Annotated in this window: 19 protein-coding genes; 9 read left to right on the plus strand and 10 right to left on the minus strand. The window is 64.0% G+C overall.

What is annotated here, in order from left to right:
* Positions 1-8: 8 nt before the first annotated feature.
* Entirely contained in the window at positions 9-1,082 is a 1,074-nt protein-coding gene (gene purM / locus AC1RUR_RS32145; protein WP_492851546.1) for a phosphoribosylformylglycinamidine cyclo-ligase, read from the plus strand.
* The gene (gene purN / locus AC1RUR_RS32150; RefSeq protein WP_492851548.1) at positions 1,082-1,735 is read left to right on the plus strand and encodes a phosphoribosylglycinamide formyltransferase; all 654 of its coding nucleotides are present in this window, start codon (positions 1,082-1,084) and stop codon (positions 1,733-1,735) included. Before purM ends, purN begins: the two co-directional genes overlap by 1 nt.
* 90 nt (positions 1,736-1,825) lie before the next feature.
* On the opposite strand, the gene AC1RUR_RS32155 is transcribed toward purN, so the two are convergent.
* Complete coding sequence (locus AC1RUR_RS32155) at positions 1,826-2,032, minus strand: cold-shock protein (RefSeq protein ID WP_008129967.1); 207 nt, start codon at positions 2,030-2,032, stop codon at positions 1,826-1,828.
* 379 nt (positions 2,033-2,411) lie between these two features.
* On the opposite strand from AC1RUR_RS32155, the gene AC1RUR_RS32160 reads away from it, so the two are divergent.
* The gene (locus AC1RUR_RS32160; protein ID WP_492851550.1) at positions 2,412-3,575 is read left to right on the plus strand and encodes an autotransporter outer membrane beta-barrel domain-containing protein; all 1,164 of its coding nucleotides are present in this window, start codon (positions 2,412-2,414) and stop codon (positions 3,573-3,575) included.
* 18 nt (positions 3,576-3,593) lie between these two features.
* Here the strand turns inward: AC1RUR_RS32160 and AC1RUR_RS32165 are convergent, their stop codons facing one another.
* Complete coding sequence (locus AC1RUR_RS32165; RefSeq protein WP_492851552.1) at positions 3,594-4,634, minus strand: LysR family transcriptional regulator; 1,041 nt, start codon at positions 4,632-4,634, stop codon at positions 3,594-3,596.
* Positions 4,635-4,708: 74 nt separating this feature from the next.
* Here AC1RUR_RS32165 and AC1RUR_RS32170 point away from each other — a divergent pair, with 74 nt between their 5' ends.
* From AC1RUR_RS32170 to AC1RUR_RS32190, 5 genes are all read left to right on the plus strand, one after another.
* Positions 4,709-5,320: a hypothetical protein gene (locus AC1RUR_RS32170; protein ID WP_492851554.1), complete on the plus strand. Its 612-nt coding sequence runs from the start codon at positions 4,709-4,711 to the stop codon at positions 5,318-5,320.
* Positions 5,307-5,927, plus strand: coding sequence for a GNAT family N-acetyltransferase (locus AC1RUR_RS32175; protein WP_492851556.1), 621 nt, complete (start codon positions 5,307-5,309; stop codon positions 5,925-5,927). The genes AC1RUR_RS32170 and AC1RUR_RS32175 overlap by 14 nt, the downstream gene beginning before the upstream one ends.
* Positions 5,928-5,952: 25 nt before the next feature.
* The gene (locus AC1RUR_RS32180; protein WP_492851558.1) at positions 5,953-6,516 is read left to right on the plus strand and encodes an isochorismatase family protein; all 564 of its coding nucleotides are present in this window, start codon (positions 5,953-5,955) and stop codon (positions 6,514-6,516) included.
* A gap of 34 nt (positions 6,517-6,550) precedes the next feature.
* Entirely contained in the window at positions 6,551-6,730 is a 180-nt protein-coding gene (locus AC1RUR_RS32185; protein ID WP_492851560.1) for a hypothetical protein, read from the plus strand.
* Between the two features lie 157 nt (positions 6,731-6,887).
* On the plus strand, positions 6,888-8,270 hold the full coding sequence (locus tag AC1RUR_RS32190; RefSeq protein ID WP_492851562.1) for an aspartate aminotransferase family protein: 1,383 nt from the start codon (positions 6,888-6,890) through the stop codon (positions 8,268-8,270).
* Between the two features lie 196 nt (positions 8,271-8,466).
* On the opposite strand, the gene rnd is transcribed toward AC1RUR_RS32190, so the two are convergent.
* The 8 genes from rnd to AC1RUR_RS32230 form a co-directional block, all read right to left on the minus strand.
* Positions 8,467-9,615 (minus strand): ribonuclease D, encoded by a 1,149-nt coding sequence (rnd, locus tag AC1RUR_RS32195; RefSeq protein WP_492851564.1) that lies wholly within the window; start codon positions 9,613-9,615, stop codon positions 8,467-8,469.
* A gap of 348 nt (positions 9,616-9,963) precedes the next feature.
* Positions 9,964-10,398, minus strand: coding sequence for a hypothetical protein (locus AC1RUR_RS32200; protein ID WP_492851566.1), 435 nt, complete (start codon positions 10,396-10,398; stop codon positions 9,964-9,966).
* Between the two features lie 160 nt (positions 10,399-10,558).
* Positions 10,559-11,890 carry an ABC transporter substrate-binding protein gene (locus tag AC1RUR_RS32205; protein ID WP_492851567.1) on the minus strand — a complete coding sequence of 444 codons (1,332 nt, stop codon included), beginning with the start codon at positions 11,888-11,890 and terminating at the stop codon, positions 10,559-10,561.
* Positions 11,891-11,901: 11 nt separating this feature from the next.
* A complete protein-coding gene (locus tag AC1RUR_RS32210; protein WP_492851569.1) occupies positions 11,902-12,771 on the minus strand; it encodes a carbohydrate ABC transporter permease in 870 nt (289 codons plus the stop codon).
* On the minus strand, positions 12,768-13,718 hold the full coding sequence (locus tag AC1RUR_RS32215; protein ID WP_492851570.1) for a carbohydrate ABC transporter permease: 951 nt from the start codon (positions 13,716-13,718) through the stop codon (positions 12,768-12,770). Before AC1RUR_RS32215 ends, AC1RUR_RS32210 begins: the two co-directional genes overlap by 4 nt.
* 1 nt (position 13,719) lies before the next feature.
* Entirely contained in the window at positions 13,720-14,571 is an 852-nt protein-coding gene (locus AC1RUR_RS32220) for a phosphodiesterase (RefSeq protein ID WP_492851572.1), read from the minus strand.
* A 365-nt stretch (positions 14,572-14,936) separates the two neighbouring features.
* Positions 14,937-15,362: a hypothetical protein gene (locus AC1RUR_RS32225; RefSeq protein ID WP_492851574.1), complete on the minus strand. Its 426-nt coding sequence runs from the start codon at positions 15,360-15,362 to the stop codon at positions 14,937-14,939.
* Positions 15,363-15,374: 12 nt separating this feature from the next.
* Positions 15,375-16,847 (minus strand): protein adenylyltransferase SelO, encoded by a 1,473-nt coding sequence (locus AC1RUR_RS32230; RefSeq protein WP_492851576.1) that lies wholly within the window; start codon positions 16,845-16,847, stop codon positions 15,375-15,377.
* A 195-nt stretch (positions 16,848-17,042) separates the two neighbouring features.
* On the opposite strand from AC1RUR_RS32230, the gene aspS reads away from it, so the two are divergent.
* Complete coding sequence (gene aspS, locus AC1RUR_RS32235; protein WP_492851578.1) at positions 17,043-18,884, plus strand: aspartate--tRNA ligase; 1,842 nt, start codon at positions 17,043-17,045, stop codon at positions 18,882-18,884.
* The last annotated feature ends 155 nt before the right edge of the window (positions 18,885-19,039 follow it).

Here is a 19,039-nt window from a genome sequence, read left to right on the forward strand (position 1 = left end):
AATCGGGCATGACCGACCGCAAAAACGGCCTCACTTACGCCGATTCAGGCGTCGATATCGATGCGGGCAACCGCCTGGTCGATCTGATCAAGCCGATGGTGCGCGCCACCGCACGGCCCGGCGCCGACGCCGAGATCGGCGGCTTCGGCGGCCTGTTCGACCTCAAGGCGGCCGGCTTCAAGGACCCCGTCCTGGTCGCCGCCACCGACGGCGTCGGAACCAAGGTCAAGATCGCGATCGAGACCGGGCTGCATGGCGGGATCGGCATCGATCTTGTCGCCATGAGCGTCAACGACCTGGTGGTGCAGGGCGCCGAGCCGCTGTTCTTCCTCGACTATTTCGCCTGCGGCAAGCTCGATCCGGAGGCGACCGCCTCGATCGTCGCCGGTGTCGCCGAAGGCTGCCGCGAGTCCGGCTGCGCTTTGATTGGCGGCGAGACCGCCGAAATGCCCGGCCTCTACAAGGACGGCGACTACGACCTCGGCGGCTTTGCCGTCGGCGCCGCCGAGCGCGGTACGCTGTTGCCGCGCAAGGACATCGCCGCGGGCGACGCCGTGATCGGCCTCGCCTCGTCGGGCGTGCACTCCAACGGCTTCTCGCTGGTGCGCAAGATCGTGGAACAGTCCGGCCTCGGTTTCGAGGCGCAGGCGCCGTTCGCGCCGGTCATGACGCTCGGCGGCGCGCTACTGACGCCGACCAAGCTCTACGTCAAATCCTGCCTGCGGGCGATCCGCGAGACCGGCGCGGTGAAGGGGCTCGCCCACATTACGGGCGGCGGCTTCACCGACAACATTCCGCGCGTGCTGCCACAGAACCTTGGCGTCGGCATCGATCTGGCGCGCCTGCCGGTGCTGCCGGTGTTCAAATGGCTGGCCGCGCAGGCCGGCATCGCCGAGCTCGAAATGCTGCGCACCTTCAACTGCGGCATCGGCATGATCGCGATCGTCGAGCCGGACAAGGTCGACAAGGTGATCGAGGTCTTCACCGACGCCGGCGAGACCGTGGCGCAGCTCGGCAGCGTGATCCCGGCCGAGGGCGAGCACCGCGTCGTCTATAACGGCCACCTCGATCTGGCGCTGTGATGAAACGCCGCGTCGCCATCCTGATCTCGGGTCGCGGTTCCAACATGGCCGCGCTGATCAAGGCCGCCGCGGCCGCGGATTTTCCGGCGGAGATCTCGCTCGTGATCTCGAACAAGGCCGATGCGCTCGGGCTCGAACGGGCCAAGGCGGGCGGCGTGAACACGCTGGTGATCGAGAGCAAGCCGTTCGGCAAGGACCGCGCCGGTTTCGAGAAGGTGCTTCAGGCAGCCCTCGATCAGCACGGCATCGAGCTGATTTGCCTCGGTGGCTTCATGCGCCTGTTCACGGCCGAGTTCACAAAAGCCTGGTACGGGCGGATGCTCAACATCCATCCCTCGCTGCTGCCGTCGTTCCCCGGCCTCGACCCGCATGGCCAGGCCTTGCGCGCCGGCGTCAAACTGTCTGGCGCGACGGTGCACTTCGTGATCCCCGAGACCGATGCCGGCCCGATCGTGATGCAGGGCGCCGTTCCCGTCAGCGACAACGACACGGCGGATACGCTGTCGGAGCGCATCCTCGAAGTCGAGCACCGCATCTATCCCGAGGCGCTGCGGCTGCTTTCGACCGGCAAGGTCAAGATCGAGGGCGACGTCTGCAGGACGGAGGGAAGCGGTCCGTCGGAGAATTTTCTGGTTTCGCCGCTGGTGCGCTGACGCGCCGTCGCGTTTCGTCGTCCCAAACGAAATCCCCCGGCAGAGCCGGGGGCAACGTCATGATCTCTCGCTTGTCAGGCGCGAGAGAAGTCAGGAGACCTTGAGGTTCTCCGCGGATGATTTTCCGCGGTTCTCCACGAGGTCATATTCAACCACCTGGTTCTCATTGAGGGTGGAGAGTCCGGCGCGCTCGACGGCGGAGATGTGGACGAACACGTCCTTGTCGCTGCCGTTCGGCTTGATGAACCCATAGCCCTTGGTCGGGTTGAACCATTTGACGGTGCCCTTTTGCGGCATCGCTAGTCTCCTCCGCTAGATAGAAAAAAGACGCGGCCGCTTTTCGCGTGCCACGCCACAAACGGGCTTCCGGAAGTCTGTTCGAGTCTTGAGTCTCAATGTCGCGAAACGCACAGTCGAGCGGCCAATTCCGATTGTGTCCGATATTGCAACACGAAAATCGCGCGTTAGCAAGCCGCACGCGAATTTCAAGACCCGACCCGAAGTGTCCGTCTGGAATATCCGACCTGTGGCCGCGGAACCACAATCGGGAGCAATCACCCTTGTCTGGAGGCGCCAGCCGGTTGACCCTCCGTAACAGTTCGGCGCAAATCGCGGCATGCGTGCGCCGCTCGTGTTGCATTTTTGCGCGCCGTCATTTGCTGCGGGATTTGTCGTCATGTGCTGCACATCGCAGCCCTCAGGGACACGGCAGACGATCAGGCTGAACCGCGTCCGCCGGAGCGCGGCAGCGATCGTGATGGTGCTTGCGCTTGCGCTCATCGTTCCGGTGTCGGCGGCGACGCCCGGCTACGCGCAGATTCCGACGCCGGCTGCGTCCCCGACGCCCACGCCGCCAACGCCACCGGTCCCGACGCCCAGCTCGACCAGTTACGACCAGTCGGCCGGCAACAGCGCGCTCGATCTCGGCTCGGGCTTTCTGGAGCGGCTCGGCAACCAGGCGTCGGGTGGCTTCAACCGGGCGTTCCGGACCAATCCCGGCGGCGGCGGTGCGTCCGCAAGCACGGACGATCCTCGTTACCGCACCTGGTTCGAGGGCTATGGCATTTCGGTGCGCACCGATGCGCAGGGCGATTTCGTCGGAGACAAGCGCAAGACGATTGGCGGCGTCGCCGGTTTCGGCGCGCGGCTCGCGCCGGGTGTCAATCTCGGTTTCTCCGTCGATCAGAGCCACACCGATATCGATGTGCCGCTCGCGCTTCAGTCGGCAACGCTCGACTTGACCCAGGTCGGGTTCAACGGCTCCGTCGACCAAGGCCCGTGGACCTGGGCGTTCGCGGTGGTGCACGGTTTCGGCAAGGTCCGTTCCAGCCGGGACACCGGCGTTGGCCTTGCCACCGCCGGCTATCGCGCCGCGGTCGACGGCGCACTGACCGAGATCAGCTACTACTGGACCAAGGATCAGATGCGCGTCGTGCCCAAGGGGGCGCTCGAATATGTCCGCGCCACCAGCGTGGCATTCCAGGAGGCCGGCGGCCTCGATCCGCTCAATGTCGGCTCGACAGCGCTCTCGCGCGCGCGTGTCATGATCGGGGCCGAGGTCGGGCGCTACTTCATCTTCGACCAGAAGATTCTGGATCTCTCGGCCTACGGCAAGTTCGTCGACAATTTCTATCAGAACCTCGGTTCGGTCCAGGTCAGCCTGGGGACCGAGAGCATCGTCGTGCCCGGCATCGGCGAGAGCCGCTACGGCATGGATGCCGGCGCCTCGGCCTCGCTCAGCCTGACCAACACGGCGCGGCTGTACATCAATTACGACGGCAAGTTCCGCAACGAGCTCACCTCGCACCAGGGCACGGTCGGCTTCGAATATCGGTGGTAGGGCGCAGCGCGCCCGTGGCTATGTCGGCGTCGTCGCGACATAGCCTGTCAATCCAAAGCCTTCGCGCATGGCCGTCATCATCGGCACCAGCGCATTCGGGTGGATGAACTCGTCGCGGAAGCAGGGATAGGTCCTGGGATCGAAGATCTTCTTCAGCCAGTCGACCACGATCTTGTGGCGCTCGGAGTCGCGAAACTCCTTGTGATAGGTGAGCCATAGATCGGCGCGGTGACTGACGCCGAGATCGACGGCAATGAGCTGCGCGCCGAGCGCGATCGACACCGTCGGCAGGAAGCCGATGCCGGCACCGCGCTCAACCGCATAGAGCACGCCGACCGAGGAGTTGGTCTTGATTCCGACGATGCCCTCGAGCGATTTCAGCCCGAGCACGCGGGCGTAGGCGCCGTCGTCGACCTGCGGAGCGCTCTGCTTGATGATGCGGTGGTTCTTCAATTCGGCGAGCGTTGCCGGCAGGCCGTAGAGGCTTTCGTACTCCTTGGAGACGAAGGGGTAGATGTGCAGCCGGCCGAGCTTGGCGACGATCAGATCGGGGTTGGTCGGCGGCTCGAGCTGGATCGCGATATCGGACTCGAGCCGCGCGACGTCGGCCTGCTCCATTGCGCAGCGCAGATCGACGGTGATCTTGCGATAGGTCTTCTGGAAATCGATCAGCCGCGGCAGGATCCAGAAATTGCCGGGGCCTTCCGTCACTGCGACGCGCACGGTGCCTGACGTGTCGTTCGACGAGCGCGAGGCGCGCCGGAAGACGTTGAAGGCGTGACGCTCCATATGTGCGACGTCGGCAATCATCGCGGCGCCTTCGTCGCTGAGCGTGAGCCCGCTCTGGTCGCGCAGAAACAGCTTGCAGCCGATGCTGTCTTCGAGCCGGTCGATGCGGCGCATCAGCGTCGTGGACGTGAGCCCGAGTTCTTCGGCGGCGTTGCGGAAACTTTTATATTTTGCGCAAGCTAAAAACAGCTTCAAATCGTCCCAGGACGCGTCCAGGGCTTCTTCACGGTGCTGCATCATCGCAGCACCCCGGTGCAATACTTGCTGCATACTCCTGATCCCCAACCGCTAAGGTCATGATAGCGGGGCACGAAAGCCGCGAACGATAGAGGGGCGATCTGAGTATGGAAAGGGGCTCGTTTGCCGCAAGGCATGATTTCGATGCGCTGCCGCTCAGTCCGGACGTGGATGTCCGCTGTGCCCAATTTTCCGAAATTGCGGCACTTTCCGAGATGGCGCGCCGGCTGGTGCCCGGCGTGCAGATCGGGACGGCGGAGCTTGCACAATACTTCACTTTCGATCCGCAGAGCATCCTGACTTTCAGCCGGAAGGGCAGGCTGCTCGGCGGCATGGCTTTCCTGTTTCTGAGTGACCGCGGGCACGATGCACTGCTGCTCGACGAGATCTGCCTCACCGCGCCCGAGACGCGCTATCTTGCCTCCGCGAGGGAAGACGTTGCTGCCATCTACATCTGGGCGATCGCGGCGACGGGCCGCGGCATCGCCGGTCTCGGCAATGCTGCAGCTCATCTGCGGCAGCCAAGATTTCGCAACGCGGATTGCTATGCGCAGCCGTCAACCGTGGCCGGACGCGACATCATGAGAGCGACCGGCTTCGCGCCCGTTCCGAGCTTCCAACCAGATCTGTGGTGCTACGAGCGTCCCTGGCATCGGCAGCCGATGCGCATGCCGGGCGCGATCATCCAAGCAAGGAGTTTTGCAGATGCACGGTACTAGAATCCCTCAGGCGAAGCCCGAATCCCGTGCCATCACCATCCACCTCGCGCGTGATCTCAGCGATCTCATGCTGGTCACCGCGATCCGCTCGGCGGTCTATCTCGCCGAGCAGGACTGTCCGTTCGAGGAGGAGTTCGACGGCAACGACATGGTGGCCGCGCATTTCATCGGCTATGTCGGCAACGAGCCTGCGGGCTGCCTGCGGGTGCGCTTCTTCGGCGATTTCGCCAAGGTGGAGCGGCTCGCGGTGCGGCACCAATACCGGCGCTCGCGCGTCTCGTTCAAGCTGGTCCAGGCGAGCGTCGACTATGTGAAGCGCAAGGGATTTCGCAAGATCTACGGCCAGGCGCAGGACCGGCTGGTCGATTTCTGGGCCCATTTCGGCGCCAAGCCGCTCGGCCACAATCGCAAGATCACCTTCTCGGATTTCTCCTATACGGAGATGCTGCTGGAGATCGAGCCTGGCCCGGACGCCATCACGCTGGACAGCGATCCCTATGTGATCATCCGACCCGAGGGCGATTGGGACCGGCCGGGCGTGCTCGACGCCTCGGCGGGGCGGGCGGTGACGTCGCCGTTACGGGACCTCGCCCTGGCCGATCGCTGAAACTGGTGCAGCTCCGCGCAAGACAATGCTGGCTTCCATCACCGATGATCTGCCGATCCTGGTCTGTGCCGATCTCCAGGTCGAATATCTGACCCCCGGGCGTCGCCACGTCATCCTCGACGGCGAGGCCTCCACCGCGCGTTGCCTGGAACTCCTGACGCTGTGGCGCGATAATCTCTGGCCGGTGATGCACCTGAAGCGCATCGCCCAGGCGGCCTGGTTCAATCCGGCATCCAGGCTGACCGATTGGATCGCGGAGGCGAAGCCGAGGCCCGGTGAGATGACGTTCGAGCACCCGCTGCCATCGGCCTACAGCTCGGCACGATTTGTGGACTACATGTCCAGCATCCGCAATGTGCGCTGCGTGCTGATCGGCTTCTCCCTGGACGAGACCATCCTTGCCACTGCCGTCGACGGGTTTCACCGCAGCCATCGTTATCGGGTGGTAGCCGACGCCGTGGCCTGCCGGCAACCGGGCACGGGCGATGTCGCCGCCTACAAGCATGCGGTAGTGAATGTCCTCGGTAATTTTGCTACAATCCAGTCCAGCGCCGAACTGATCAGAACCAGCGGCGCCGTCGCGGTGTAGGCGGCCGCGATCGGCGGATGGATGGGGTGGGACATTGTCACGGGGAGACGAGCTCAAGGAGCTGGCAAGCGACCTGTCGCGTGCCGCCGAGGCGGCGCGCCGCGTCGGTTTGCCCACGACGGTCTATCTGCTGTCGATGGCGCTGGTGGAGGTGCGGGAAGCTGCAGCCGCCGCCGCCGACGACGACGATGGCGATGACGACAGTGCGGCCTGAGAGCCGTTCCGTGGGTGGCTTTGTGCAACGCTGCTGAGCGCTTGCTGCCGACGAATTGGCGTTGCAAGTTCTGCCTTATCGCAATAGCCAAGTGACTTGATCATCAAGTGATGACGCTGGCTGTGCCTGCGACGTGATGACTTAAGGATCCCTGCAAATGTCCATGCTGCCCAATTCGCAAGAAGCCCGCGATGTGGCCTACCAGCTCCATCCCTACACCAATGCGCGCACCCATCAGCAGGCCGGTCCGCTGGTGATCGAGCGCGGCGAGGGTCCTTACGTGTTCGACGCGTCGGGCAAGCGCTATTTCGAGGCGATGGCGGGCCTGTGGAGCGTCGGGCTCGGCTTCAACGAGAAGCGCCTGGTCGAGGCGGCACACAAGCAGATGCAGGCGCTGCCCTTCTATCACACGTTCTCCGCGAAATCGCACGGCCCCTCGATCGACCTCGCCGAGAAGCTGGTCGCGCTCGCGCCGGTGCCGATGGGCAAGGTGTTCTTCACCAATTCCGGCTCGGAAGCCAACGATACCGTTTTGAAGCTGATCGCCTATCGCTCCAATGCGCTCGGCCAGCCCCAGCGCAAGAAGGTGATCAGCCGCATGCGCGCCTATCACGGCGTCACCATTGCGTCGGCCAGCCTCACGGGCCTTCCGAACAACCATCGCTCGTTCGACCTGCCGCTGCCGAATATCCTGCACACGGGCTCGCCGCACTTCTACAAGGACGGCGCGCCCGGCGAGAGCGAGGAGGCGTTCGCGACGCGGCGGGCCGAGGAGCTCGACGCGCTGATCCAGAAGGAGGGGCCGGATACGATCGCAGCCTTCTTCGGCGAGCCGGTAATGGGGGCGGGCGGCGTCATCGTGCCGCCGGCGACCTATTGGGACAAGATCCAGGCGGTCCTGAACAAGTACGACATCCTGCTGGTCGCCGACGAGGTGATCTGCGGCTTCGGCCGCACCGGCAAGATGTTCGGCTGCGAGACCTACGGCATCAAGCCTGATGTGCTCGTGGTCTCCAAGCAGATCACGTCGAGCTATTTCCCGTTCTCGGCAATCATCATGAACGATCGCATGTTCGAGCCGATCGCGGACGAGAGCAACAAGATCGGCGTGCTCGGCCACGGTTTCACCGCGGGCGGCCATCCCGTCGGCTCGGCCATTGCGCTGGAAAACCTGAAGATCATCGAGGAGCGCGGCCTGGTCGCACATGCCGCCGAGCTCGGTGCCTACATGCAGGGCAAGCTGCGCGAGCTCTCCAGCCATCCGCTGGTCGGCGAGGTCCGCGGCGTCGGCATGATCGCGGCGCTCGAGCTCGTGCTCGACAAGCAACGCAAGACGGCCGCGGCGACGCCCGGCGCCGTCGGCGGCATGGCCAGCCGCATGCTCCAGGAGCGCGGCGTGATCTCCCGCAACATGCTCGATGCCATCGCCATCTGTCCGCCGTTGATTGTCACCAAGAGCCAGATCGACGAGCTGGTCGCGGCGATCACGGGCGTGCTGAACGACATGAAGGGCGAAGTGGCGAAGCTGACGCCGGCGTAGGGTCGATCATTCGAGGTGGACATGTTCGCCGCGTCCTCGGTGTCGTCCCGGCGCAGGCCGGGACCCATACGCGTGATCTATCGAGGTCGGATAGTCGTGGTACCGACGAACAAATAACACCCAGTCTCCGCCAAACCACTCCCTGTGGTTATGGGTCCCGGCCTGCGCCGGGACGACGTGGGGAGGGATCGCGGGCCTAAGTCCGCTGAACTCCGATCACGCGGCCTTTCTCGATTGCCAGGGCCAGCTCGCCGCGCTTGAGCTTCAGGGCGGCATCGCCGAACAGCTCGCGGCGCCAGCCGCGTAGCGCCGGCACGTCGGCCTCGTCGTCGGCGGCGATCTCCTCGAGATCGTCGACCGTCGCGATCACCTTGCTGGCCACCGCATGGCGCTCCGCGGTCATCCGCAGCAGCACCTTCAACAGCTCGACGATGGCCGCGCCGTTGGAATTGTTGCGCGGCTTCTCCAGCTTCGGCAGCGTGGCGTGATCCCGTGCCAGTCCGCGCTCGACGGCGGCGACGATGTCCGCGCCCCATTTGGACTTCTCGAACCCCTTCGGCACCGAGCGCAGATGGGCGAGCTTTTCCAGCGTGTTCGGCGCGTGTGTGGCGATGTCGCTGATGGCCTCGTCCCGCAGCACGCGGCCGCGCGGCACGTCACGGCTCTGCGCCTCCTGCTCGCGCCAGGCGGCAACCTCCATGAGCACCGCGAGGTCCTTCGGCTTGCGCACCCGCGTCTTCAAGCGCTCCCAGGCGCGTTCGGGGTGGAAATCGTAGGTCTTGGGGGAGGTCAGGACCTCCATCTCGATCGAGACCCATTCGCTGCGGCGGCGCTTCTTGAGGTCGGCGTCGAGCGCTGCGAACACGTCGCGCAGATGGGTGACGTCGGACACCGCGTAATGCATCTGCTCCTTGGTCAGCGGGCGGCGCGACCAGTCGGTGAAGCGGTGGGTCTTGTCCGGGCGGTGGCCCGTGACCTTCTCGACCAGCTGGTCGTAGGCGATGCTGTCGCCATAGCCGAGCACCATGGCCGCGACCTGGGTGTCGAACACGGGATGCGGGATGATGCCCGCCTGGTGCCAGATGATCTCGATGTCCTGGCGGGCGGCGTGGAACACCTTCAGCACGCCCTCGTTGCCCATCAGCTCGAAGAACGGCTTGAGGTCGATGCCCACGGCGAGGGCATCGACGACGATCGCTTCCTCGGGGCTGGCCATCTGCACCACGCACAGCAGCGGGTAGTAGGTGGTTTCGCGCAGGAACTCGGTATCGACGGTTATGACGGGGTGCTTGGCCAGCCGGCTGCAGGCAGCCGCAAGGTCAGCGGTGGTGGTAATCAAATCCATGAACGGCCCATGACAAGTCCATCAGCCGTTCTGCCGAAAGCGCTGTGATGTCAAGGGGCTCTAAGCGAATTCGAGCCTTGCATTTGGGCTGGAATCGCATTTTTCCGACGAAAATCCTACTCGTACCGGACCCGCTGTGAGGGTTTTCGCGCGCAGGGCAGCGCCACCACGACCACGCACATGGCGACCAGCGCCAGTCCCAGGAACTCGATAACCAACAGATCCACGGCAAAACCCCTTAGAAACATTGCTAAACTTGTCTGGGGTGCATTGAGGGTCTGTTAATCGTCGTGGTTACCGGCGGAGGGGCACGCCGGATGGTGGACGGGGGGTTAACGGGTGGGGCTGCTAGGGGCGGATTTCGGTCGGCCCAGGGAGGGGCTCTGGCGGCGCGTCGACCCATTGAACTTTCCCGGGTTTGAACCGCGCCCATTTGCGGAAGCCGTGCTTGGGATCAACTTTGAGGCGATCGCCGATCAGTCTGTCGAGTTCGTCCTGGCGTTGACGGTCCTCGGGCAGCGCGGGGTGGGTTTTGTGGGGCGTCCGCCCTTGGCGATATGCACTGTCCCACCGCAGCCAGATCTCCCACGACTCCAGCACCAATGAGAGCAAATCCGGATCAATGGGGCTCAGCAGGAAGTGCAACGAGTAGTCGTCTCTCCCGCTGTCGAACTGTCGTTCGTAGATGTGCGGCTTTCCCAGATAATCTGCAACGCCGAGTTCTGGCCCGTCGTAGTATTTGTTGACGGTGTAAATCTGGTCCCAGACGTCGGTGTTCATCATGCGAGCATGACATGATCGATCGCACACCTCCAGCGTGCAGAGGTGAGGTGGCCCGGGGGCCTGACCTACCATCCCGTCGGCACTGATCGGGGCGTCCAAAAACGTCTTCGGCGCCCCGCATGACGGAGTGCCGAAGTTTTGTTCGCGCGATGAGCCGCCCTTACGGCAGCTTCAGCGACGTCTCCGCATTGTACGGCTTCAGCGTCTCGTCGGCAGCCTTTTGCGCGGCGACCAGGGCCTCCTTCGGCTGCTTCTTGCCGTTGAGGACCAGCATGACTTCGTCCTCGAGGTTCTTGCGGACCGGCACGGTCTTGTAGGTCGCAAACCACGGCTTGGCGACGTCGAGCTGCTCGACGGCGGTCTTGGCGTCCGGGTTCTTGTTGAGGAAGTCGACCATGTCGGGCGTCTTGTAGGCGGCCATGTTGGGCGCGAAATAGCCGGTGGCGCGGCTCCACCAGGCACTCTTCTCGGGCGAGGTCATCCACTTGATCAGCGTCCAGGCAGCCTTCTGCTTGTCGGCCTCCAGGCCAGCCGGAATGATCAGCGAGGCGCCGCCGATCGGCACGGCGTTGCGGACGTTGCGCGGGATGAAGGCGACCTTGTAGTTGAATTTTGCGTTGTCGCGCACGTAGGTGAGCGAGCCCGTCGAGAGCATCATCATCGCGGCGTTGCCGGAGATGAAGGAGGTGCTGACGGCAGGACCAGGCGTTGCGCCGGGCGGATGCACCTTGTGTTTGGAGACGAGGTCATTCCACCAGGTCAGCGCGCCCAGCATCGAGGGCGTGTCGTAATAGACTTCGCCGCCGAACTCCTCGTTGTAGTAGCGCCCGCCATTGGTCATGGTGAGCGTTTCCATCATCCAGCCGCAATAGTCGTAGGCGCAGGGGATCGCGATGCCCCATTGGGTCACCTTGTCGCCCTCGCGCTTGGTCAGCTTCTTGGCCCAGTCGGTGAGCTCGGCCCAGGTCTGCGGCGGCTTGCTCGGGTCGAGGCCGGCTTCCTTGGCCTTGTCCGCGTTGATGTAGAGCAGCGGCGTCGAATTGTGGAACGGCACGCCGTAGACCGAGCGGTTGATCACCGCGTTGCCCTGCAGTGCCGGGAAGAACTGGCCCAAAAACTTTTCCTTGGTGGTGCCGTCGGCGGCGATCAGGGAATCGAGATTGGTGAGCTCGTTCTCGATCTGCATGTCGAGCAGGAAGTTGGCGGACATGATGACCGCGGACGGCGGCTTGCCGGCCTTGATCGCGGCACGCGTCTTGATCAGCGTGTCGTCATAGGAGCCGGTGTAGACCGCGGTCGCCTTGACCTCGGGGTGGGTCTCGTTGAATTCCTTGATCAAGGTGCCCATGTCGCGGGCGAGCTTGCCGTCGACGGGAACGGGGAAGAACAGATCGATCTCGGTCGGACCTTCGGCCATCGCCGGGAAGGCGAGGGCGCCTGCCATGGAGCCTGCCATGGCGAGGCCGAGCATGAGCCTGCGGGAAAACAGCATCGAAAAATCTCCTATTTGATGCCTGAGGTGACGAAAGAACTGATGAAGCGTTTCTGGAAGATCAGGAAGGTGATGAGCAGCGGCGCGATCACCATCAGCGTGCCCGCGGCAATGGTGCCCCAGGCCTGCGTGCCTTCTGCCGTCGCGGTGAACACGGAGAGCCCGACCGTGAGCGGCCGCTTGTCCGGCGAATTGATCACCATCAGCGGCCACAGGAAGTCGTTCCAGTGGCTGGTCACCGAGATGATCGCGAACGCGGAGAAGCTCGGCATCGACAGCGGCACGTAGATGTGGCGGATGCGCTGGAACAGGCTGGCGCCGTCGATCAGGGCTGCGTCTTCCAGCTCGGTCGGAATGGCTTCAAAAGCCTGACGCATCAGGAAGGTGCCGAAGGCCGAGGCGAAGAACGGCATCATCACGCCGGTGAGCGTGTCGTAGAGACCGAGTTGCGCCACGATCGTCAGGTTCGGCACGATCAGCAGCACCGGCACCAGCATCAGCTGCATGAGGAAGAGATAGAAGATCAGCGACTTCCCGGCGAAGTCGAGCCGCGCAAAGGCAAAGCCCGCCAGCGTGATCGTGACGAGCTGCACCAGCAGGATGCCGGCGCAGATGATCGTGGTGTTGAGGGCGTAGCGCGGGAAATCGCCGATCTCCCAGGCGTCCCTGATATTGTCCAGCGTCGGCTTCAGGCTCGGCATCAGCTCGGCCATGGTGTTGATGCCGTCCGAGGCCGGGCGCAGCGTCGCAACGCCCATCCACAGGAATGGGATCAGCCAGATGATCGCGAGCAGCACGGTCAACAAAAAGCCGAGCTTTGGCGTGATCTCGCGGCGCGTGGCGAGCGGGGCGTCCTTGAGCAGCCAGTCGATCAGCGTCATGCGCCGCCCTCGCGGTTCGCCATGGTGCGGAAGGAGAGCGCGGTGAGGCCCATCAAGGCTGCAAGCGTCAGCAGCGTTGCCGCCGAGGCCTTGCCGATGTCGTAATGCTCGACCGCCTGCTGGTAGATGTAGAACAGCACGAGATTGGTCGCGTTGGACGGTCCGCCCTTGGTCATGACGAAGACGTGGTCGACCTGCGTCACCGCGTTGAGGATGGCGATCACCGTGACGAACAGGAAGGTGGGCTTCAGCTCCGGCAGGATGATGTGGCGCAGCCTCCGATACGGACCTGCGCCGTCGAGATGCGCGGCTTCCATGACATCCTCGGGCACGGACTGGAGGCCGGCGAGGAAGAACAGCATGTAATAGCCGGCGTTCTTCCAGATCGTGATGATCATGATCGCATAAAGCGCGATGTCGGAGTCGCCGAGCCAGTTCGGCAGCACCGGAAGCAGGCGGCCGATGTAGTAGTCGAGCAGGCCGACATTGGGCAGGAAGATAAACAGGAATAGCGCTGATGCCGCGACCATCGGGATCAACACCGGCAGGAACAGTGCGGCGCGAAGCGCGCTGCTCACCGCGTTGGTGCGCGACAGCGCCAGCGCGAACAAGAGCGCGAGGCCGATGCTCGGGATCGCGGTGCCGACGGCATAGACGAGATTGTTGACGACGGCGCCGGTGAAGGCGGGGTCGGCAAGCACCGCGGCGATATTGTCGAGGCCGACGAAACGGACCGGCGCCTTGGGCGTCGCGCGCTGATACAGCGCGTCGATGATGACGCGTCCCATCGCGCCATAGGTGAACAGCGCAAGGAAGACCAGCGAGGGCAGCAGCAACAGATAGGCAGGCAGCGAGGCTTTGAAGCGGCTGGTGAACCGCTTCAGGACGTGCAGGCGCGGTGCCGCCGAAGTCGCGACCGGGAGAGCCGCGGGTTCAGCGAGGCTCATGTCATCGCGCCGGGAAGTTGAGCGCATAGTCGCGGCCGTCCACTCCGGCCGGGGGCTCGAAGGGAAAGCGCAGACTGGTATCGAGGAAGTCGTGGCTGTGCACGACGAGGTTCTGATCGTCGATCAGCACCACGCCATAGGCCGGCGGCTCGTGGCTGGCGAGATGGTCGGCCGCGGCAGCGTCAAGCTCGAACCAGACCTGGTGGTTGGTGCCGCGGAGTGTCGAGAACGGGATCTTGCCGTAGCTGCCGAAGATCGGCCGGTGCACATGGCCGAAGAAGAGGTGGCGGATGCGCGAGCGATAGGGCGCGATCACCTCGGCGAATTCGGCGCTCTGGGCCAGCGCAATCTCGTCCATCGCGTGCACGCCGACCGGGAAGGGCGGATGGTGCATGAAGACGACGAACTGCTGGTCGGCGGGCGCGGAGGCGAGCGTCTTGGCCAGCCAGTCGAAGCGCTTGGCGCACATCTCGCCGGCGTGGCTGGTCTCATCCAGCGTGTCGAGGAAGACGAACAGACCGTGCTCGGTGGTGCGGGTGCCCTGCACGAAGCCGTTGGGATCGCGCGGCGCGGCCTTCAGGCCGTCGAGGCAGGCGACGCGCTTGTCGTGATTGCCGACCATGGCGATGTGCGGGATTTTCAGCGCAGCCATCGCCTCGGCGAAATTGGCGTAGGATTCAGGCTCACCCCAATGGGTGAGGTCGCCGGTCACGACCGCGAAGGCGGCATCCGACTGGTGCTCGTTGATGTCGGCGATCGCCGCATCCAGCCGTGCACGCGGATCGAGGCCGTAGAGCTTCAACCCGGGGTTCGCGAGATGCGTGTCGGTGATGTGGATGAACTTGAAGGGCATGGCGCTTGTCAGGACGTTGGAGGATGGGCGCCTCCGGCAAGACGGCCCTGACAGGCCGTTAGAGCGCGTATGTTTCAGTATGATGACAGCGGTTCCCCACCCGCCGAATTCCACAGGAAGCGAGGGGTTCGATCCGTAAACCGCGCAACTGTCGCAAAACAACCCCATGCACAGTAGCCGGTGGTTGCAAAATCAATGGCTTGGCGAGCGCTCGCCGTAAAATGCGGATTTTACGAAAAAATGTTGACGCGTCGGGCAAAACAGTAGCATATTGCCACGATCGGAAAATCCGCAGAGCGCGTTGGCGGGCGCTGGTCTTCCGTTCTGACATAGAGACGACGATCAGCCGGTCATAAGCCCAAGGGTCAAGCCGGCTGCTTCGATGCCGGATATTTGGCCCATTCGCTGAGCAGATCGGCGGCGCTGGCCTGAGCTTCAACTGGTGCAATCCAGTCGGTCGCTTCGCGTGACAATTCGAGAGCGTCCAGCACCTCGTTGACGAGCGGCGCAACCCCGTACTGAGCAAGGTGCGACGCTTCGACATGGATCGAGGGTCCCTTTGCACCGAGATGTTTGACCGCATGCTCCAGTTCAGACACGAGCACCACGCGTCCGGAAGCGAGTCTCAACAGCATCCCGCTGGCTGGACCAAGTCCGTCTTCTTCCCAACGATCAATGGTGAAGCCAAAGCGACCGGCAAGGGTGGCGACGTCTACGACAAGGCTGACGATGGGCCAGTCAGTGCTCGAAAATCGGTAGTCCGTGATTTGCACGACCTTGGCCTCGGGCATCTGGTCGTTGCCTCATGTCCCGCAGAAGGTCTGCAACACCCGCTGGTCCGGCAGCGGCGGATCGGCGTAGGCGGCATAGTCCGGCTGGTCCTGATACGGCTTGGCCAGCACCTTCACCAATTCCTCGAATGGCGCGTAATTGTCATCGTTCACGGCGGCCTGGATTACGGCTTCGACGCGATGGTTGCGCGGGATGAAGATCGGGTTGACGGCGTGCATGGCGACTTGCCGCTCGGCTGCGCTCTGCGGCTCCAGCGCGATGCGTGCGCGCCAGCGGCCGGCCCATTCGTCGAACGCTGCGGGCTCCATGAATTGCGCGCGGACGTCGGCGGCGTCATCACCCGCAGCATCGCCGAGCCTGCGGAAGGTGAGGGTGAAGTCGGCCTGGTTCTTCGCCATGGCGTCGAGCAGGTCCTGGATCAGGGCGTCGTCGCCGTCGCGTTCCGTGAACAGGCCGACCTTTCTGCGCAAGCCCGCCTGATAGGCGGCGCTGAACGTCTCGGAGAAGGCGCCGAGAATGTCCTGGGCTTCCGCGACCGCCTTCTCCTGATCGTCGGAGAACAGCGGCAGCAGGCATTCGGCCAGGCGCGTCAGATTCCACAGCGCGATGCGCGGCTGGTTGGCGTAGGCGTAGCGGCCCATCTCGTCGATCGACGAGAAGACCTGCGCGGGATTGTAGGCATCCATGAAGGCGCAGGGGCCGTAGTCGATGGTCTCGCCCGAGATCGAAGAATTGTCGGTGTTCATCACGCCGTGGATGAAGCCGACCAGCAGCCAGCGTGCGACGAGCTCAGCCTGGCGTGCGACGACGCCGGCGAGCAGCGCGTGATACGGCCGCTCGGCGTCGAGCAGTTCGGGATAATGACGGGCGATGACGTGATCAGCGAGCCGGCGGATCGCGTCGGTGTCGCGGCGGACGGCGAAGAACTGGAAGGTGCCGACGCGGATATGGCTCGAGGCGATGCGCGTCAGCACCGCGCCGGGCAGCGCGGTCTCGCGGATGACGTGCTCGCCGGTGACGACGGCGGCAAGCGAACGCGTGGTCGGGATGCCAAGCGCGTACATGGCTTCGCTAACGATGTATTCACGCAAGACCGGCCCGAGCGCGGCCCGGCCGTCGCCGCGGCGCGAGAACGGGGTTGGACCCGAGCCCTTGAGCTGGATGTCGCGGCGGACGCCGTCCTTGTCGATGACCTCGCCGAGCAGGATCGCCCGGCCGTCGCCGAGCTGGGGCACGAAATGCCCGAACTGGTGGCCGGCATAGGCCATGGCGATGGGGTCGGCGCCTGATGGAACCGTCTTGCCGGCCAGGATTTCGGCGCCCTCAGGGGTCTCCAAGAGATCGGGATCGAGGCCGAGCTGGACCGCAAGCGGCCGGTTCAGCTTGATCAACCGGGGGGCCGCCACAGGGGTCGGCGCGACCCGGGCAAAGAAGCTGTCCGGCAGCGCCGAATAGGAGTTCTGGAAGGGGAAATGGACGGTCATGGAGGTAAAGATAGGCGGGGAACGCCTGATGGCAAAGGCTTGAGGCCCAATCGGCCAAAAATGGGCCTTTGGAGCCCAAAACAGCCCGTTCCCTTGGTTGCCGCCTCCGGCCTCGTCGGGTAAACCCTGCCGCAACTTCGGACCGGCCGTTACGGGCCGTCCGATTCGATCCTCAGACATCATTTTGGGACGACCATGCATCGCTACCGGTCACATACATGCGGCGCGCTCCGCGAGAGCAACATCGGCGAGACGATCCGCCTCTCGGGCTGGGTCCATCGCGTTCGCGACCATGGCGGCGTGCTGTTCATCGACCTGCGCGACCATTACGGCCTGACCCAGTGCGTGGTCGACCCGGACTCGCCGGCGTTCTCGCTGGCCGAAAAGCTGCGGTCGGAATTCGTGGTCAAGATGGACGGCAAGGTGCGCCGTCGCCCCGAAGGCACCGACAACGACGATCTGCCGACCGGCAAGATCGAGATCTATGTCAGCGAGATCGAGGTGTTGGGCCCGGCCGGCGACCTGCCGCTGCCGGTGTTCGGCGACCAGGAATATCCCGAAGACATCCGCCTGAAGTACCGCTTCCTCGACCTGCGCCGCGAAAAGCTGCACCAGAACATCATGACGCGCGTCGAGATCATCAAGTCGATGCGCCGGCGCATGGAGGGGCAGGGCTTCTTCGAGTTCAACACGCCGATCCTGACCGCGTCCTCGCCGGAAGGCGCGCGCGACTTCCTGGTGCCCTCGCGCATCCATCCCGGCAAGTTCTACGCGCTGCCGCAGGCGCCGCAGCAGTACAAGCAATTGCTGATGATGTCGGGCTTCGACCGCTACTTCCAGATCGCGCCGTGTTTCCGTGACGAGGACCCGCGCGCCGACCGCCTGCCGGGCGAATTCTACCAGCTCGACGTCGAGATGAGCTTCGTCACGCAGGAAGACGTATTCGCGGCGATGGAGCCCGTCATCACCGGCGTGTTCGAGGAATTCGCCAAGGGCAAGCCTGTCAGCAAGAACTGGCGCCGCATCCCGTTCGCCGAGGCGCTGCGCAAATACGGCAGCGACAAGCCGGACCTGCGCAACCCGATCGAGATGCAGGACGTCTCCGAGCACTTCCGCGGCTCCGGCTTCAAGGTCTTTGCGCGCATGCTCGAAGATCCCAAGAATCAGGTCTGGGCGATTCCGGCACCTAAGGGAGGCTCGCGCGCGTTTTGTGACCGGATGAATTCCTGGGCACAGGGCGAGGGCCAGCCCGGCCTCGGCTACATCATTTTCGACCGCCACACGGACACCGTGAATGCAACGGCTGCCGACGGAAAAGATGTGTCCTACGAACTGATGGATCGCATGCGCGCGCTCGGCAAGGGACCGATTGCGAACAACATCGGACAGGAGAGAAGTGAGCTAGTTCGGAAGCAGCTTGGCCTTAGTGCCGGCGATGCCGCCTTCTTCGTCGCCGGCGATCCCGACAAGTTCTGGAAGTTCTCTGGGCTCGCCCGCAACAAGGTCGGCGAGGAATTGAACCTCACCGACAAGGAGCGGTTCGAGCTCGCCTGGATCGTCGACTTCCCGATGTACGAGTACAACGAGGATGACAAGAAGGTCGACTTCTCGCACAACCCGTTCTCGATGCCGCAGGGTGGCCTCGACGCGCTGAAGGGCCAGGACCCGCTGACCATCAAGGCGTTCCAGTACGACATCACCTGCAACGGCTACGAGATCGCCTCGGGCGGCATCCGCAACCACGTGCCGGAAGCGATGGTGAAGGCGTTCGAGATCGCAGGTTACGGCGAGCAGGAAGTGGTCGACCGCTTCGGCGGCATGTACCGCGCCTTCCAGTACGGCGCGCCGCCGCATGGCGGCATGGCCGCCGGCGTCGACCGCATCGTGATGCTGCTCTGTGGCACCACCAATCTGCGCGAGATCTCGCTGTTCCCGATGAACCAGCAGGCCATGGACCTCCTGATGGGCGCACCGTCGGACGCCACCACCAAGCAGCTCCGCGAGCTGCATGTGAAGGTGAACCTGCCGCAGAAGTGAGGGGGCTGCTTCGCCTCGCTTGGTTAGCGGGGAAAAATCGCTCCACAAATTCGTCATGCCCGGGCTTGTCCCGGGCATCCACGTTTTGGTTACTGCGTGAAAGAACGTGGATGGCCGGGACAAGCCCGGCCATGACGGCGGGTAAGAGCGCGCAC

This window comes from Bradyrhizobium sp. GW821-FHT12B03 (genome assembly GCF_058807535.1).

Excerpts from the sequence above, each read along its gene's own strand:
- purM (WP_492851546.1), top strand. The coding sequence starts at position 9 with ATGACCGACCGCAAAAACGGCCTCACTTACGCCGATTCAGGCGTCGAT.
- purN (WP_492851548.1), top strand. The coding sequence starts at position 1,082 with ATGAAACGCCGCGTCGCCATCCTGATCTCGGGTCGCGGTTCCAACATG.
- AC1RUR_RS32155 (WP_008129967.1), bottom strand. The coding sequence starts at position 2,032 with ATGCCGCAAAAGGGCACCGTCAAATGGTTCAACCCGACCAAGGGCTAT.
- AC1RUR_RS32160 (WP_492851550.1), top strand. The coding sequence starts at position 2,412 with ATGTGCTGCACATCGCAGCCCTCAGGGACACGGCAGACGATCAGGCTG.
- AC1RUR_RS32165 (WP_492851552.1), bottom strand. The coding sequence starts at position 4,634 with ATGCAGCAAGTATTGCACCGGGGTGCTGCGATGATGCAGCACCGTGAA.
- AC1RUR_RS32170 (WP_492851554.1), top strand. The coding sequence starts at position 4,709 with ATGGAAAGGGGCTCGTTTGCCGCAAGGCATGATTTCGATGCGCTGCCG.
- AC1RUR_RS32175 (WP_492851556.1), top strand. The coding sequence starts at position 5,307 with ATGCACGGTACTAGAATCCCTCAGGCGAAGCCCGAATCCCGTGCCATC.
- AC1RUR_RS32180 (WP_492851558.1), top strand. The coding sequence starts at position 5,953 with ATGCTGGCTTCCATCACCGATGATCTGCCGATCCTGGTCTGTGCCGAT.
- AC1RUR_RS32190 (WP_492851562.1), top strand. The coding sequence starts at position 6,888 with ATGTCCATGCTGCCCAATTCGCAAGAAGCCCGCGATGTGGCCTACCAG.
- rnd (WP_492851564.1), bottom strand. The coding sequence starts at position 9,615 with ATGGATTTGATTACCACCACCGCTGACCTTGCGGCTGCCTGCAGCCGG.
- AC1RUR_RS32200 (WP_492851566.1), bottom strand. The coding sequence starts at position 10,398 with ATGATGAACACCGACGTCTGGGACCAGATTTACACCGTCAACAAATAC.
- AC1RUR_RS32205 (WP_492851567.1), bottom strand. The coding sequence starts at position 11,890 with ATGCTGTTTTCCCGCAGGCTCATGCTCGGCCTCGCCATGGCAGGCTCC.
- AC1RUR_RS32210 (WP_492851569.1), bottom strand. The coding sequence starts at position 12,771 with ATGACGCTGATCGACTGGCTGCTCAAGGACGCCCCGCTCGCCACGCGC.
- AC1RUR_RS32215 (WP_492851570.1), bottom strand. The coding sequence starts at position 13,718 with ATGAGCCTCGCTGAACCCGCGGCTCTCCCGGTCGCGACTTCGGCGGCA.
- AC1RUR_RS32220 (WP_492851572.1), bottom strand. The coding sequence starts at position 14,571 with ATGCCCTTCAAGTTCATCCACATCACCGACACGCATCTCGCGAACCCC.
- AC1RUR_RS32225 (WP_492851574.1), bottom strand. The coding sequence starts at position 15,362 with ATGCCCGAGGCCAAGGTCGTGCAAATCACGGACTACCGATTTTCGAGC.
- AC1RUR_RS32230 (WP_492851576.1), bottom strand. The coding sequence starts at position 16,847 with ATGACCGTCCATTTCCCCTTCCAGAACTCCTATTCGGCGCTGCCGGAC.
- aspS (WP_492851578.1), top strand. The coding sequence starts at position 17,043 with ATGCATCGCTACCGGTCACATACATGCGGCGCGCTCCGCGAGAGCAAC.